The organism is Enterobacter sp. MGH 33 (genome assembly GCF_000534535.1).
GTDB classification, from domain to species: Bacteria; Pseudomonadota; Gammaproteobacteria; order Enterobacterales; family Enterobacteriaceae; genus Enterobacter; species Enterobacter hormaechei_C.
The window spans coordinates 6,985-23,944 of sequence record NZ_KI973214.1 but is presented as its reverse complement, the minus strand read 5'-3'; the positions used below and the strand labels follow the sequence as shown (position 1 = coordinate 23,944).

Genomic DNA, 16,960 nt, shown 5'->3' with positions numbered 1-16,960 from the left:
GTGTCCAGTAAAACGTTCAGGAGCAGGTAACGGGGTTTGAGGGCCAACGATGTAAAAAACCACGTTAATAGGTTAACCTATTGTTTTATTTTAATTATTAGGTGCTGCATTTACAGCTACTCCAATGATCATGGGGCTGATGGTCGATGGAACGCAATACCAAGTAGATTGATTGCATAAAGTTCCTTCAATTCCGATCTGCCCTCCCGTTTTCACATCCTACTTCAGTTCAATTTTGTTGCCATTCCTTTACAACAGCTTCCCAATTGGCCGTTCTCTCGACCAATTTCCCATCAGCATCCTTTCTTGTCCAAACATCCCAGAAATCAGGGTCATCAGAATGGGGTTGCTGCTCTTTCGTCAAATTTTTCATTTTAACTAAGACAGGAAGTTCAGATGCCCAGCCCATCAGTATTGCATGTTGAGATGGCAATGAAGGCAATTCACGGAGTAATCCTCGCAAATTGTCGGGTACCATTTTATGAACTTGCTCCTGATCTTTGTCATTGCTAATTCGATGCAGAAGAAAAGTATTACATTGAGATAAAACTGTAGGTGATAATTCTGATGGTCGTTGCGAAGAAATAACCATACCGAGACCAAATTTCCTGCCTTCTCGTGCAATTTTCTCAAATACTTGACAGCAAACAGCTGCGACATCCTGATTTTCACTGTCCTCACGATACCGTTTAATAAATGTATGTGCTTCTTCAGCAACAAGTACCGTAGGTAAAGATTTGTTATATAGTCGTCTATAACGTTGCAATGATTCAAAAATAATTCTTGAAATGACAGCTGTCACAAGATGAGTAATTTCAGTTGGTACTAAAGAAAGATCAATAATTGAAACGCAGCTATCACCATCACCATCTTTCCCAATATATGTTTCTAACCAATTAGCCAAGTCAACTCTATGCTCTGAGTCATTGGTTATGGGTTTCATTCTTGTATCCGCAAGCATTGTGCGTATTCTAGCTACTAGATATTCAACATATTGCTCGCTACCATTTTCTTGTGCTAACGCCTCTAAATAGGAGACTAAATTATTTCCGTCAAAAGGGACGGGGATATCCTCGTTTTTAGGAAGGAGTTCACACTCATCGCCTCCAAGGCTCTGAAATGAAGATAACACTCCATTTATGATGTTATCAACTGCGCTAACTTTAGCATTGTAATCTGGATATCTGCCTTCTCTTTGCCCACAAAAATCTTGAATAGAGATGATTAATTTATCTAGCTCAGGGCATGGTGTAGTTAATCTCGCTTTGTATTCTTCCAGACTCTGACGCCAAATATTAATTTTAGCCAAAAGATTTTTGGCTCCAGGGAAATCATTAAGTGCCGCTGCTCCTTTAGATTTATCCGCTTTTAAAGAAACCAAAATTGTACCTAGGTATTTTTTAACTTCTATATCTATATTCTTTTGTAAATCAAATTCTTCATTTCTCATTGCTCTCAAGGAGCGTTTTAGTAATGGAAGTTGTGCTTTAGGACTTGCTTGCGTGAATGATGCCCACTCCGAACTATTCCAAAACCATGAGGGTACTTGTAATTGGTTTTCACTGCCTTCAGCCTCAACCTTAAATACTCTACCTTTAAATTTCGTCGTTGGCCCCAAAGCACGTGCATACTCGCCGTTGGGGTCTAGGATGATAAATCTGGCATTTGGTTTTATTTGTGATTCCAATGCAGATTCGAGTGACCACTGGATTAATCCAGATACAGAGCAAGACTTACCGCTACCAGTATTTCCGAGCACTGCTATATGACGACCAAATAATCTATCAGGATCTACAGCTACATTTGCATTGTTCGCAAGTGGACTTTGTCCAATGATCACTCGCCTATTATTTCCAGATTCGACTATTGATCTAAGTTGTAAATCTGTCGGTAGTAAAATAGCAGCCCCAATAGAAGGAAACGATTCAGAACCTCGTTGAAATCTGAAATAATCAGTACCATCTTTGGACAAACGTTTAAGCATTCCCACCGGATTCAAACTTATTTTTTTTCGGGGGAATGGTAGATTTACTAAACCAAATTCTTGAACATCTCTTTGTTTTGGATAAGGCGAATGTTCTACAGCAAGCCACTCTATTTGCCCAACTAAGTAACCATTATCACATGATATTAATACATAACTGTTTACTCTTGGAAAGTTTCTAGGCGTTCCTGCATTCAAAGCAACAGTATCAGGTGAGTCAATCTCTAATATTGCTCTAATTTCATTAGGTGAAACAAAATCTACAGTGCCGACCCTGAGTTGCTCACCTTGTTCAATCGGAAATGAGTTCATTCAGCATCCTCGCTATTATTTGAAATTGTTGTACGATATAAACCCCTTGATTTCAATAGTTCTGCCATACGAATTGATGATCTGTCTATCGCTGCTTTAGGAAGATAAAAATCCACTAAATTCTTGATATCTCCAAAGTGGTCACCAAGTAATAAAGATATTTGAGCTTTTCTTCCACTTTCGTTTACAAAGCGCATAATTCTACCGAGTGGATCGCCGTAGGCAATTATTACTATATGCGTTGAGGGTATTGTCAGCATGTCAATAATAACACGGTTTATATGTTCATCTCCAAAACTATAACCATATGTTACCAAAGTACTATTAGGACGACATGTTGCAGATGCTAAGTCTCTGAATAGTTCAACATAAGGGTATTCTGATGTTTCTCGGTCTTTAACCGAGTTTGGATAAATCATTAATTGATGATAGTTCGCTGCTCCAGCAGCCTCCACTTGTAAAAAGGGTTCCACCGAACTCGCACCAAAAGGTAATCCAAATCGCCTTATGGCTCCTTCGGTAGTATACCAGTCCAATGAGCCATGTAATTTAGTAAAGCGCGCCACACCTTCCAAATATCTTGGTTCACCACGAATACCCGGTGGATTATAATGATAGTCGACTTCTAGTCGCGAAGATCTGAAAATAGGCGCTATAGTACCAACAAATCTGTCAATTAGTCGAATACCTGCTATTTCAGCTCCTGCTTCAATTATCCTGTCGTAATTCGTCGTGAAAATATGTAATCGATCCCTTGTCGCTGTTCGACTTGAAAAACTCATCAAAAAACTTACTAAATAATTAAACGTTTGTGTTTTTAAATCGTTTTTTGCATCGCGAATTAACTTTTCCCCATTACTAACTGAATCTGAGAATAATTTCAAACATCTTGTTAGCTCATTATTTAACTCAACTAACTCACTTTTTAAATTTCGATATGGGAGAGCACCAGGAGGCGGTTCTGGAAGTGGGAGATTTTGCGCAGTTAAAATCTCTAATCCTTTAATTAACTCATTAATTGAACGGATTTGGTCTTCAATATTACCTCTTCCTCTTCCTGAGGCTTCAGCTGTTTTAGCTACATAACTATCTATTTCGGGGGTTGAAGGCCAACCGGACGAGAACGTACGCGAAGTACATTTTTTGAGCGGTCAGACGAGTAAAGAAAACGAGGATTTTGTTTACTCTTTTCGTTGATGCCAGTAGCCATGCGGTTTCAGGTACTTTCAGTGTTAATAAACCCGGTAATCAAATCAACGTAAACCTGACGAACAACGCCACGACTTCATAGACCTAAAATCATGCAGTTAGGTTCTTAGCGTACATTTCCGCTCCATTGGGCTTCAAACCCCTTCACTACAACGTGAGTTTCTTGAAGATCGGATAAAAGGCCCTGAGTTTTTAGGTATAGATCAGCGCGATATTGATGACTACTATGACTATATCGAAGATTACCATAACGGGTACTGTTTACCTGATAAATCAATTTCCGATGCAACTTTCTCTGAGATTAAGCGGTACAAAGACCATAATGGGTTGTTAGTTCCTGATGACGTAGGAACAGAAATTTAAACAACTTGAAAGATAGAAGTAAAAATTACATCTTAGGCGCATACATAAACATTCAGATTTATCACGATAACAACCTTAATGAATTCATTCAAGAGTTGAAAGTATATAGGCCCGATTTATCGGGCCTTTTACTTACTGCTTAAGGATTAAAATTTAATTGCGGGCATTCATTCTTTTGTTTATCAGATCAAACAGCTTTTCAAAACGGTCCAGTTCTTCTTTGGACAATATCTGATTATCGCCATCTTTCATACGATTCATGAATGCGCGGGCGGGTTTGGCTTTCACAAAATGTTTCTTGTCTGCCGAGAAGGCGCTTTCAATCTGTTTGACAATCCGCGGTATTTTATCATTCAGTTTAAGAGTAGCTGGTTTCAGATCATAGCTTTCATCAACCATCTGAAGGAAAGTCTCACGATTGAAGAGATCTTCGATATCGCACTCGTCACGCTTAGACTCCAACGCATCAGAAACAAATATTACGTTCTTTCTAGTAAGCATGCCCTGCTGCTGAAGCTCAGTTGAAGTCTCCCGGCTTTGCTTCTCATCATCCAGAAGCACAACAACATTAAGATTCTGAGAGGACAGAAGAGAAACCATGTAGGATACGCGCTGTGCCCCGCCTGCAGGGGTTATGGTGATTTTGCTGTTCAAGCCTTTTCTGCCGACAGACGTCAGCACATCTGAAATTGTACTGAGGTACCAGAAATCAGTAACGCCCTCAACAATCAAATTATGGGAACCAATAAATAACGACTGTGCGATGTCATAACCCAGCGCGGCCTGCAACGGGAATAAAGTTGTGGAATCCCCGCTGGGATCGTTGGTCACCGTCGTACCCTTATCCTCTGCAATTGACACAGTTTTTATATCGGATATGTTTTTAATTGGTACAAGGAATGGAGAGTGAGTGGTATAGATAATCTGGTTATCAAAATCATTGGTAAGGTGATTAAGAAGATCAGCTTGAGATTTAGCATGCAAGTAAAGCCCTGGCTCATCCAGTAAAATAATAGCATTTTCTGCTGAGCCGCCCTTGGTATCAGCAAAAAATGTTATATAGAATGAGAAGAACCACTTAAATCCCCGGCTTCTTTCGTCCAGGTTCACCTCAACATCGTAGGCATTATTTGAATCCGAAACATATGTATCAAAATAATCACTGTCAACATTAAAACGGATTTTAAGAGGTTTATCCTGCCATAGCCTTCGGATTTCTGTCGTAACGACAGCTCCCGCTCTGTTTACAAGCTGATTTCGAACATCTGAATTATTTCTGTTTGCCGTCAGCTCGGCAGGGTCAATCCCTGCCACCTTGCAAAGTTTCTCAAAATTGATATCGGCATTAGTTAATTTGCCCTGCTGTTTACGATTATTATATTCAGCCATTTGATGGTGACCGTTCAGTTCAGGATATTCATCTACCATCACAAAGACAGGGATTTTTGTAAGAATCCATTCTCGTGCCCGTTGAGCTCGGGTAGAATCATTGCTTATCTCGTTAAGAGTATCCTCCAGTTCATCTAGAGCATCATCAGATTCCGACTTAAGCTCGATGTCATACTTAACCAGAAATTTTCTCAGCTCCTGAGGTTTACCCTTGGCCTGTTCTGACCAGCCAATTGGATCGTCCGGAATTGGAAGTAAGGCATTGCATATATCTCTTATAGCCTGTATATCAGGCTGGGTTTGTTCTGTTTTATTTTCGGGGTTATCGAAAAACAAATCAATTTGAGCCGTTATTTTACGGACTTCTTTTTTTATTTTTTGTACATCATATGCGAATTTTTCAAGCCCACTAAAACTGATGTACCTGAGTTTTCCATTGTATCGTCTACTGATGTCAACATAAGTAATATTTCGTGCACGTGGATAAATTGCACTGAGTTCCGCCAGTTCTGTCTCGGTTAATGTCCAGGTGGTATCTACAACGGGTGTGTCAGGAGTACATTCACTCAGTTTTCTATGCCTTGGGAAATCTTTTATATCATTGAGTTTGTCGAAACCTTCTGCCGGATTAAGGCTTTTAAGAGCAAGTAACAAATTTGTTTTGCCGCTTTCATTCCGCCCCAGAATTGCTGTCAGTTTCTCAGTGGTTATCACCCCACTGTCAAACACAGAGCGGAAGTTTCGAACACGAAAAGATTCCAGTTTCATCCATATTCTCCTATTTCAGTAATGCTGTGGCAATCGCCGTTGCGGAAGAAAGAAAGGCCAGCCCCAGAGCAGACCATATTTTAAGATTATTGGTTTTAATCTCGAAGCTGAGCCTTTTGTTCTGTTCTTCCACGGCAATCATCTTTGTCACGAGATCCAGCATAATACCCATCTCAGCCGCACTGACAGGAGGAGATTCACGGGCGTCAGTTTCATTATTCTTCCTTCTTCTGGCATAGCGGAGATGGATCATATACAGAGGCTCGCCCTGAGAACTGAGGTTGGAAGAGCGTCTGAAAAACGCCGGATAGGAAGCAAGTACTCGTTCCACCTCCTGCATATCCATACCTAGGCTATCAGCAATATTTCTTGGAGTTCTGCTGTTCCAGCGTTCATGCGCACCCAGATGCTGTATCAACGCTGTCAGATAGTGGAAATCTCTGACAAAAGAGGGCTCGTTATGAGCAGGTTCATTTGATTGCCGTGCAAATATCATATTTATCCTTAAAAGCTACGAACACTATTTACGAAAGCTTATCGGGAAGACCATGTCCTTCTACGATATGTGAGTCTGTATTTTAAACGGATTTTTAAATAACATCATTGTGGTTTTCATATCATTCGTGCTTACCGAAAAGATTCATCATTACTATCATAAATGTATTAAATGAAATGTTTTTTTGCTTAAAAAGCAATAATCTTCAATATACAATAATCTGTCTTCTTTATTGACTTTGATGCAATAATTCATCTCTTCTTATGCCGGGATCCGAAAAAAGGCAGAACCGGAACCGGGTAACACAGCAGCCCAAAATATTCCTCTCCTGTGTTACCGACATTCCCCTCAGGCGTGGACATAATGACCGTGACAGCAAAACTGATGAGGAAAAGAAATGAAATTCATCCCTGCCCGAACTGCCGCCGATGTGCTGGAGATAATGAAATCATACCGTGACGATCTACGTGAAAAGACATTGTATGAACCATCCTGGTCTGTGCTGGAAAGGCTCATTTCACGTGATACAGAGATGAATCCGGTATGGCATGACATTGCGCGACATGCGCTCACCGGTGAGCAGTGCTGGAATTTGCTGGCACAGATATTCCTGGCCGGTGTATACGGAACTGCTGAGCACCACAGGCGCCTGAAGGCTGATCACTCAAGACTGGCTTTCCTGAATGAGGGGATTGCAACTAAGGCCGCAGAACTCGGCAGAATGCTGACGGAACGGGAAGATATACTTAACCGCAATGCTTTTTACATAGAACATACAGCCCATATCGTCGATCTGATTGACGCAGCTTCTGGCCAGAACGGACATTACTCCTCTTTTTTGCGTGAAAAACTTGATGGCCTTCGCAGCCAATTTGATGGCAAATACTGGCCGTCGCTGCAGCAACTCCTGGAGGTGGTGGCGAAAGAAAATCCCGTGGCAGAGTTCATGGACCGGAGCGATGAAGCTGTCGTGCATGCAAGGGGAGTGGCTGTTCCGGATTTCCTGCGTCGGCTGTTCAGTAATTTTCATGATATCCGGGTAATGAAAGGGGATCTGCGCACTGCACACATTTATTTGCCGGCAGATTTCCGGCTGACTGACTCAAGTCTGGCGACACTGGCCACCGTTTCACTCGATCTCGCAGAGCCTGTCTCCGTGGACAGTGTCAAGATGCTGCGTAACAGACTGTATGATGCGGGTTATCCGGGGGCCTGGGCGACTCCTGCTACGATTTCCCCGGGGAAGACTGGCAGCAGCGTGTGAGGCAAAAGATTCCCGGAGCGGAGTCAGAGGGCGGAGAACGAAATGAGACGATGCAATAACGGAGTCGTGACGGCAGGATCAGGGGGTAATTAACTCCGTGAGGACAAAGCAATGAAGAGAACCCGTCAGGAAGTTGTGGCACGCTGGCTGGCCAGCCGTGCACCGGAACAGCGCACCGGTAATGAGGCGCTGATCTTCTCGGATGAATGCTGGGCAGGCGGTTTGCGTCTGGCCGCCAGCCCGGTTGTTCACTACGAACTTGTTATGGCCGCCATTCGCAGGACGCTGATTGACTGAATGGTATAAAAAAAGGCCCCCGGAGGGACCTTTTTTGAAGGGGTACATATTAGTCGTGAAGAAAATCACTGCTGAGCAGGCGGGCCTCATCCGGAGTGAGGAAGTCAGATGTCATGTCTGCAAACCGCACCGGATCTGTGATGGTACCGAAGCTGCCAAACTCTTCGCGGATCTGGCGCAGAAGACTATCCGGAAGCTTGCGTGCAGCACGGCAGGCACGATCAAACATATTGCCCGTCCCGACCGGACTGTCCACTAAAGCACGTCCGGTATACGGCAGGTATTTTTCCAGCATGTCCTCTGCGTAACGGATGGCCATACCCGGCTCAAGAGCCGAGGTTTTCAGCGTACCCCTGGGGGCGACGCGGGGGTTCAGTAGATAAACGGCCCCGAGTGCGGCCTGGTAGAAAAACTGCTCCCACTTATCGTAACGCCAGCCAATGCACAGCCCGTAGTCATACTCTTCAGCCAGTTCGGAGTCTTCCTTAAACGACACAACACCGGTCGCCGGCATTTCAGCGACTTCACGTTGCCACTCGTAGAACGGGATCTCAAAGGTGCGTTCACCACACGCCATATCGCCGTAGCGTTTTTCAAGATCAACGAGCAGGAAATACAGGATAAACGCGCGCAGGGCATTGCAGTCGGTATCCCACTGGCGGGGTGACTGGATAAGCGTCTCCGGGGCCTTGTCGAGGATCTGCTGTGCCTGTTCCTGCGCGCCGGCATTAATCCCGCTGGCATCTTCCTTCAGACGGCGAAGCATGGTCAGGACTGGCTGATTAAGCGTCATGGCCCCGACGGCGGTGCGCATCTGGTAAAGAACGGCATCGAATGTACCGTCAAGGACGCTGGCAATGATGCGATCGCCCCAGTCCGGGTTCCGCTCAGTCCAGGTCACCACCGAAGAGGCATCGCCATGCCGGCACAGGTAGTTATGCACCTTACCCGGGAAGGATTTCAGTACGTAGTTGAGGCTGGTCGGGAAACAGGCGCTGTAGATCTGGACGGCCGGTACCACCTGGGCCGTCATGCCATAGTCCATCATGGTGGTAATGATATGGCTCATGGCACCATGAGTGGTGGCATACAGGGGGGAACCCTTTAACCCCAGAGCCTCCAGTACAGCTTTGCGTACCGGTGGTGCAAGCTCGGCATTCGCCGGCTGTTGATGGATGAATCGTACTAACTGGTCATATTTCATTTTCTCAATCTCCAGGCGGTCCTGATCTGAGCGCGCGATCAGTTTAATTTCAGTGAACCCACTGTTCTGGGCAGTTTCGCGATTTATCCTGCCGCGTTCAGGTGATGATTTTGCGTTCATTTATGTAAGTCCTGCTACATGGATTATCTTCTTTTTAAAAAACCGTTTGCGAACGGTTTTAAACAAAATAACCTGGAAAATTTCTAACAGCAACAAGCATTTCTGATAACCATATATATTCTTTTTTTTATGTTTCTTATGTCTCCTTATACCTTTTCCATTAATCGTGTATCTCCTACTCCTGAGATCCGATTTCTGGCTGTTCCGGATCTTCCTCCCTGCCTCCGGCGCGCAGCGGCCGCCGCAGGCCATATATTGTGGTCACCGTCGCTTTCCCGTCGAGGCGACACCCCATATGTTGTGTTTTATCCTGTCCCGGATGACCGGGTGCTGCACACCGGAAAACGCCGCTTTGCTTATTTCCCTGCCGTGGTACACTTCCGGAAAGTTGAGATATGCCGGAAAGTCGGATCTGACCGGAACGGCCATCCGGTAATTTAACTGCGTGGCTATATGTCTGCTTATTATCAGCCTGAAAATGATGACGGCAGGGAAAAGTCATCCTGGTGACAGACTCAGGGTTGTGCTTAGCCGATTATGCTGCACGTCATCATTACTCTGAGTGACTATTTATTGCGTAAGTATTGCAGAGGGCAGAAATGGACGAAGTGGAGCTTTTTCACGAGCTGATGGATAGTGGTCACAAATTCGTCTGGTATCTCCGTGAACCAGGCGTCAGCAATCCGGATGGTAATTCTCCTGACGTTCAGCTAATTGTCGATCTGAACGGAAAAGAACTGGCCCGTCGCATTGATATCCCGGAAACGCCAGAAAATGGCTGGCGCATCGATTCCTGGCATGCGAGAGATTTTGGGGGACTGCCGAAAGATGCTCTGAAGGTGGATTTACATCTGCTATTAACCCGGCGTCTTCTCGGAGAAACAGGTTCGATGTTCTCGCGGCCCTTTTTCCTTTCCGCTGAGCAATGTTCATAACAGCGGGCGGGATTTCTAAATAAGGAACAAACATGTCGGATGTCATAACGGATACAGAACAGGTTAAAGCAGTTGTGCAGGGAGTTACGGCGTGGATGCCGGTGATTTCAACCCTCGCCGGTGGGGTACTGGCTGGCGGTGTTGCCTTACTGGTGAGCAGGGTAAACCACCGATACGCGCGTGAACGTGAAGGAGATGCGGCAGCAGAACGACTGCGCCATGAGCAGCAGCTGACTGAGGACAAACGGCAGAAAGAACTTCTTTACATCACCACGGAGCTTGTCTTTCACCTCGAACGTTTTGCTGAGCACTGCGTAAGAGTCTCCTCGGATACTGGCTATGAAGACCGTGACGGTGTTTTCCGGTTTTCAGTGGTACCGGAAGACCTCATTCTTAGTGCTATCTCTGGCGATTGGCGGGTCCTGCCACGTCAGTTAATGTACCGTATCCGTGAGCTTCCCGTGCTGCAGAACGGTGCTGACAGAGCTGTCAGTTCAGCGGCTGAGCATGATGATCCGCCTGACTATTCAGATACGTTTTATGAACGTCGCTATCAGTATGCCTGGCTCGGACTCAAAACAATCATTCTTTCCCGTCGCCTGCGAAACCTCGCACAACTACCCGCCACTCGTCTCGATGCAACGCCCTGGTCGGCACAACCCACACTGTGGACGATCTGGCGGCAGGAGCGCAAACGCCGAGCCCATATATATGTCCTGAACCAGCGAGCGATGGCCGCCTTTCAGATCGCGAATAACCAGCATCATCACGGCCAGCATGATGAACCTGCAGGGCCGTAAGTCAGTACAGCTATAACATGGTGAATAGTATGATTTTACAAGATTCGCAGGAAAATAAGGCCTCTGATGACATTATTGCCTTACTTAAACTGTGCCAGCAGCTGCAGTCAGAAAAGGATGGCCGGGAACGGTCGGCGCCCGGAACATATTCCCGCGATGAGGATGAATTTGCCGATCGCATCCGTTCCGCATGCGGGCACGCCCTGCAGCTGCGCCGGCTGCTGCCGTTAGCGACGACCCTCAGCGCCATCGGCGCCGAGATGGAACGCCGGGGAGATATCAGTGTGCTCCCGGGCGAAGATTACGCGCAGAAAGCAATGGCACGACTTACAGAGCAATACCTGTCCGGCAGGGACAACAAGCAATGATGCCGGCAATACCAGGCCAGGGTGTTTCCTTTTCGGCCACGCAGCTGCCGGTGGCCATCGACTACCCGGCCGCGCTGGCACTTCGCCAGCTGGCCCTCGCGCATGATGAACTGCCAAAATACCTGCTGGCGCCGGAGGTGAGCGCCCTGCTCCACTACATTCCCGATCTGTACCGCAAGACACTGATCGCCACCCTGTGGAATTCCGGCGCACGTGTCAACGAAGCCGTGGCACTGGGCCGGACTGATTTTTTGCTGCAGCCACCCTACCCGTTTGTGAAGCTGACCACGCTCAAACAGCGGACCGAAAAAGCTACCAGAACAGCGGGCCGTGCCCCTGCCGGCAGTCAGGTGCACCGTCTGGTACCGCTCTCTGATCCGCATTATGTCAGCCAGCTGGAGATGATGGTGGCCACGCTGAAGATCCCCCTGGAACGAAAAAACAAGAACACAGGCAGAATGGAAAAGGCTCGTATCTGGAATATTACCGATCGAACCGTGCGTACCTGGCTCAGCGAAGCCGTGGAGGCCGCTGCGGCCGACGGAGTGACGTTCTCCGTGCCGATAACCCCTCATACGTTCCGTCACAGCTATGCCATGCACATGCTGTACGCAGGCATTCCGCTAAAGGTGCTGCAGGCGCTGATGGGACACAAGTCAATCAGCTCGACGGAAGTCTACACAAAAGTGTTCGCGCTGGATGTGGCAGCACGGCACCGGGTGCAGTTCCTGATGCCGGGGGATGAGGCTGTGGCCATGCTGAAGGGTAACTTTTAAGTAGTCAGTTCTTATCTAATTGTTCTTTAAGGAAAATAGAACCAATTCTGGTCTGACTCGGTTAACCCAAATACTGTATGTTTGTGCCCTGTCACAGAAAAGATTTCGCATGCGAAATCTATAGCGTATCATTATTGATACCTTATTTTTTCTCTGTATACTGTTGCTCTGTTGCAAAGCATGACAACAAACGCAGTGGCAGAAAGCTGCTTCTGCATCTGGCGAAACGCCTGACTCACAGGAGTGCGTATGAAATACTTCAAAGAATTCAGTTCATTACTGAAATGCTCTCTCAAGTCGTGCCGCCCCTTCTCATACATTTCGCATGCGAAATATTAAGGATTGTTCCATGACACTGAAAATCGGACCTATTGGTAAACTTATCGTAGTATGCAGCCAGAAGGGCGGGATCGTTAAATCGCAGTCATCCAGTGAAATTGCACACGACCTTCGTAGTGCTGGATATCGTGTGCTCGAAATTGATATGGACTGGACAACTGGTCTTACGGAGAGAGCTTTCCCCGATGACTTACCTTATGAGATAGAACGAGAACCATTAAGTAACAGTTTTACCCCCGGCGTGGCTAACACATTTCAGCTTTTCTTTCCGGATACCGAAGTTCGACCTATCGAACTTCCTGGCGGGCGCTTCTTTATCGGTGCAACCAGTGAACTTAATGAAATTAATTACCGCAACAGCGATTGTATGTTTGACTTCAGGGATCGTGTTGAAGAACTGAAGAAACAATTTGATTTTATAATTGCTGACTCAGCGCCGTCTTACTCAAACGTTATGATCGCAGCGCATATGTCAGCTGATTACCTTCTAATACCTACCCTGCTTGAGAAGCAGGCCCGTAACGCGGTTGGCAAACAGCTTACTTATATGCAGAAAATAAAGCGGAACTATAATCCTTCGTTGCAGTTCATGGGCACTTATGTAACCCAGACGCAGGTTAAAAATTATAAAAAACCGCTTAAAGAAGGATATCTGGGACCTATTGATACACTGAACCTGAATCTCCTCATCGAGATCCTTCAGGGAAAAGGCTATTCAGAAGAGTACATTCTCGCCTATATATCATTTGTTCCTGCAGCTGCTAAAGAAGCAATCGAGCTTGGGCTCTCTTTTGATGAATACGACCCTAAGTGTCTTCCAGCAATCCAGTATAAAGAACTTACCCAGAAAATAATTCGTCTCGCAGGAGGTAAGTAATGGCCAGAAAACCGTTTATGAAACGACTTCAGGCACAACAGGAAATGAAAAAAAATGCTGTTGTTTCTGATATCGAACAGGTCATTGCAAACAAACAACCAGACGAGCAGAACCATGATATATCTGCGCATCAGATTATGGCGGATATAGCCCGCCCAGATATAGAACCTGAAGGACAGATAATCCGGGTAGATATAAATCTGGTATATGCTGAAGAACAAGTGCGGCCTGAAGAAGACTTCGAGGAAGATGTCATTGATGGAATGTCTGATACCTTCGAAACTATAGGGATGCTTACGCCGCCTCGTTGTTATCCTCGAGACAGACGTGGCTACCAGATATGGCTAGGCGAAACGCGTGTGCGTACAGCTCGCAAACGTGGTGATGCTTATATTGATATTTACGTTGGCAAGCCACCACGGGAAAGAAAAGAACGCATTATCGGTCAGCTCATTGAAAACCTGCAGCAGTCTGGTTTGAAACCCTTAGCTACGGCAAAATCCTTCTATGAACTCAAGCATCAGTTCAATATGACGGGTGAGCAGATAGCAAAAACAATGGGTAAACCTACCTCATTTGTTAGTAAACACCTTCGTCTTATTGATGCACCCGAAAATATTACCGCCCTTCTCCGGGATAAAGTCACATCCGATATCGATCTGGCGTACACGCTCATCCAGTTAAATGAAAAGTCTCCCGAAGAGGCTGAGAAGCTCATCACAGCTGCACGGGAATCAGGCATTTCTCGCGCGCAAGTTAAAGCGGTGCTTGATGAAGTAAAGAACAAAAGCAACCAAGAGATTTCGCATGCGAAATCTAAGGCTAAGACCGGGAGACCAACCAAGCCTCTGAATAACAGATCTGGTGGAGAATCCTGGCTGGTTGTTGTCGATATTGACGGTCAGCAAGGAGTAATAATGACTGACCGAGCGCCAGATGAAGAAGGTTATGTTTGGGTGAAACTGGAAATTGGTGAGATTTCTGTAGAGGCTTCTGAGCTACGTGTAATTGGGATGCGGTCTCTGTGATGAAATCTACTCCGTTTACCGAAATGGCCACGGCGTTCCGTGGCCAAATTGTCCGCCTCTGGGCACAAAAATATCCCGGTACCCAATCCGAAGCTGCTGCTGCGTTGACAGAAGAGGCTATTAACCTTGGATACGTTAAAAGAAGCAGGCCCGTGCCCGGAACGGCGTTACTGTCATGGTCCTCTAACCCAGCTGAAACTCCGTTGTGGGCGGCACTGACAGCATTAAGGTTGATGCTTAGCCACGGATGGAAGCCGGAAAGTAACCAGGAATGGTGCGGAATGTCGGCACTGATATTCAGATCTAATCGAACACTTTCACTTGAGCAGCTAGTCGCTTCATTGCCTGAGAGTATAGACAGACAAACTGCATCCGGATGGTTCGTCGCTGCAATCGAAGAGGATGCCAGCTACCGTTACAACAGGAAATCCAGATGACCTTTCAAGAGCTTGATGCTTGTATCGCAGGCTCTGGCAGACGTTCTATCGCTTCAGCTTTAATAGCATTTATTCTTGATGCTCTTGATGACGGGCAGGAAGGCGTTGACCTTGATACATTCCAGAGCCACACGCGTTTCGTTCGCAACAATGTCACCACTGTAGCCAGCTATCTTCAGCTGCATGGCATTATTCATGTGTTGTATTACCGTGATGGTGCAACCGAACGCCAGTATGCAAACGTCAATAACTACGGCCGGTGGGCAAAGCAGCACTACCGTCCTTCTCAGGCACTTCTTCAACTGCACCGGCGTGATTAAACCATAAGATTTCGCATGCGAAATCTTACTCTCACTTAACTTAAAAAATTACGTAGATAGTAATGATCTTCGGAGTGACAAATCATGGAACTGGTATGGAAAAAACCGAGAGGGAGGTTTGAGCGGAAACTAAACATGGCCGAGAGGGAGGCATTTTTGCATGTCTTTAGCAACGGCCGAAGACCAGCTCAGACCGATTTGCATATAGCAAATAAAATTCTAGAAGAAATGGACAGACGTGAGCTATGGATTAAATGTGACTGTGCCGAACCTGATCCAGTCGCTGACGGTCCTTACAACTGTGAAGTCAACGCAGCCAACTTACGCCACGTAAGTAAGAGCAAGCAGCATGATGAACTCTGCCCGCTTTTCCGGCTGAAGAAAGAGAAAGATGCTGACAACACTGTTAACGAGGGAAAAACCAGTCCTCTTAACCCTGTGGGTGACAATGACTGGCTCCCTGACAGAAAAAAGGAAAACCAGATCGTTAATGTTGACGGACCAGCTGTGCCACGTAAACGACGTCGTAAAACGCTTAAACCAATTCCAGCTCTGGGACGAAAACTGCTGACGCTGATTCAGGCCGCGGGACTGAATCAGCTCGAACTCATACCTGAATTTAAGAGGCCGGGGGCAGGGGGGGCGATCAGCAGGATAAAAATGGTGCTTGAAGAACACACCACAAGGAACGGAACTCCCCTGAGCAAGTTCTTCAACTGCTCACCCTGGCTTAGCCTCAATCAAATCGATGACATGCTCAAGCAACTGGAAGACACGCAGGAAAAAGATAAAGAACCATGCGTCTATATAGTTGGGATAGCCAGTGATGTCAGCATGGAGGAGGTAACGTTTACGATAAAGAAAAATACCTATATCCACCGCCCTGAAGCACGAGTTCGCATCAATGGTGAGAATACTTACAATGCAGGAAGCCGGGCCCCGTACTGGGCAATACTGGAATACCGCCGGGGAAGAGATGGGCTCGTTTTCTGTCACAAAGGATATGCGCATGCCGCATTTAGCATGGACAATCCGGTACCGGTTGATAGTAACAAAGAGCGCGACACACTTAATGTCATACTGAGTGCATCTGATTTTGCAGGCCGCCAGGGTAATCATCCCGACGCGATAAGTTTCAGCAAACCTCTGTTCACGATGAAAAGCGTCAGGAACGGAGAAGAAGAGGAAATTCATCCAGATTTTATACTGAATGTGCTGCCGGCCGGAAAAACAAAAGTTACGACTTTCATCATTGAAACAATGGGCTATGAGTCCGAAGAATATCTTGAACGAAAACGCCAAATGCACAGCTGGATGGAACAGGAAGGTGTTCTTTTAACCGATCCTCCAGGATGGCCGGGACCTTCTGAAAAGACCTTCAACAGCTATCTTCTTAAACATATATTTGGGGCAGGAAAAACGCGCGAGTAAGGTTAAGCCGTGGAATTGCATTGAATGGAGGCACAAGCGGTTATCTTAAATGCAATATATGCTCCTCATGGAAAACAGGTCAACTTGGTAGACCGGCCGAATTGTGGGAAACAGGTCAACTTCCCGGACAGCACGGACTGTGGGAAACAGGTCAACTTCCTGACAGCACGGAATGTGGGAAACAGGTCAACTTCCCGGACAGCACGGAATGTGGGAAACAGGTCAACTTCCCGGACAGCACGG

At 46.2% G+C, this 16,960-nt stretch carries 14 protein-coding genes and 1 pseudogene; 10 read left to right on the top strand and 5 right to left on the bottom strand.

The annotated features are described in order from the left end of the window. Window positions 1-229: 229 nt before the first annotated feature. The 4 genes and pseudogenes from L379_RS00470 to L379_RS00480 all read right to left on the bottom strand — a co-directional run bounded on the left by L379_RS00470 (window position 230) and on the right by L379_RS00480 (window position 6,521). Window positions 230-2,296, bottom strand: a complete 2,067-nt coding sequence (locus L379_RS00470; RefSeq protein WP_004098991.1) for an ATP-binding protein — start codon at window positions 2,294-2,296, stop codon at window positions 230-232. After that, window positions 2,293-3,393: pseudogene (locus L379_RS25460) on the bottom strand (SIR2 family protein); the annotation flags it as partial. The gene L379_RS00470 and the pseudogene L379_RS25460, both read right to left, overlap by 4 nt. A gap of 628 nt (window positions 3,394-4,021) precedes the next feature. Beyond that, window positions 4,022-6,025, bottom strand: coding sequence for an AAA family ATPase (locus tag L379_RS00475; protein WP_032656029.1), 2,004 nt, complete (start codon window positions 6,023-6,025; stop codon window positions 4,022-4,024). A 10-nt stretch (window positions 6,026-6,035) separates the two neighbouring features. Further along, window positions 6,036-6,521, bottom strand: a complete 486-nt coding sequence (locus L379_RS00480; protein WP_032656026.1) for a hypothetical protein — start codon at window positions 6,519-6,521, stop codon at window positions 6,036-6,038. A 397-nt stretch (window positions 6,522-6,918) separates the two neighbouring features. Between L379_RS00480 and L379_RS26165 the strand changes: the two genes are divergently transcribed. After that, window positions 6,919-7,785: a hypothetical protein gene (locus L379_RS26165; protein ID WP_050596932.1), complete on the top strand. Its 867-nt coding sequence runs from the start codon at window positions 6,919-6,921 to the stop codon at window positions 7,783-7,785. A gap of 111 nt (window positions 7,786-7,896) precedes the next feature. Beyond that, window positions 7,897-8,082 (top strand): hypothetical protein, encoded by a 186-nt coding sequence (locus L379_RS00490; RefSeq protein ID WP_032656023.1) that lies wholly within the window; start codon window positions 7,897-7,899, stop codon window positions 8,080-8,082. A 49-nt stretch (window positions 8,083-8,131) separates the two neighbouring features. On the opposite strand, the gene L379_RS00495 is transcribed toward L379_RS00490, so the two are convergent. Further along, window positions 8,132-9,406 (bottom strand): hypothetical protein, encoded by a 1,275-nt coding sequence (locus tag L379_RS00495; RefSeq protein WP_032656019.1) that lies wholly within the window; start codon window positions 9,404-9,406, stop codon window positions 8,132-8,134. Between the two features lie 599 nt (window positions 9,407-10,005). On the opposite strand from L379_RS00495, the gene L379_RS00500 reads away from it, so the two are divergent. From L379_RS00500 to L379_RS00535, 8 genes are all read left to right on the top strand, one after another. Then, window positions 10,006-10,341 (top strand): hypothetical protein, encoded by a 336-nt coding sequence (locus tag L379_RS00500; RefSeq protein WP_032656013.1) that lies wholly within the window; start codon window positions 10,006-10,008, stop codon window positions 10,339-10,341. Window positions 10,342-10,373: 32 nt separating this feature from the next. Further along, a complete protein-coding gene (locus tag L379_RS00505) occupies window positions 10,374-11,141 on the top strand; it encodes a hypothetical protein (RefSeq protein ID WP_032656010.1) in 768 nt (255 codons plus the stop codon). A gap of 29 nt (window positions 11,142-11,170) precedes the next feature. Then, a complete protein-coding gene (locus L379_RS00510; RefSeq protein ID WP_032656007.1) occupies window positions 11,171-11,509 on the top strand; it encodes a hypothetical protein in 339 nt (112 codons plus the stop codon). Further along, window positions 11,506-12,285: a site-specific integrase gene (locus L379_RS00515; protein WP_032656005.1), complete on the top strand. Its 780-nt coding sequence runs from the start codon at window positions 11,506-11,508 to the stop codon at window positions 12,283-12,285. Before L379_RS00510 ends, L379_RS00515 begins: the two co-directional genes overlap by 4 nt. A 349-nt stretch (window positions 12,286-12,634) precedes the next feature. Then, window positions 12,635-13,501: a ParA family protein gene (locus tag L379_RS00520; protein ID WP_032656000.1), complete on the top strand. Its 867-nt coding sequence runs from the start codon at window positions 12,635-12,637 to the stop codon at window positions 13,499-13,501. Then, window positions 13,501-14,529 (top strand): ParB/RepB/Spo0J family partition protein, encoded by a 1,029-nt coding sequence (locus tag L379_RS00525; protein WP_032655998.1) that lies wholly within the window; start codon window positions 13,501-13,503, stop codon window positions 14,527-14,529. The genes L379_RS00520 and L379_RS00525 overlap by 1 nt, the downstream gene beginning before the upstream one ends. A 433-nt stretch (window positions 14,530-14,962) precedes the next feature. Further along, entirely contained in the window at window positions 14,963-15,286 is a 324-nt protein-coding gene (locus L379_RS26005; protein ID WP_032655992.1) for a hypothetical protein, read from the top strand. 84 nt (window positions 15,287-15,370) lie between these two features. Then, entirely contained in the window at window positions 15,371-16,717 is a 1,347-nt protein-coding gene (locus tag L379_RS00535) for a hypothetical protein (RefSeq protein ID WP_032655990.1), read from the top strand. Window positions 16,718-16,960: the final 243 nt, after the last annotated feature.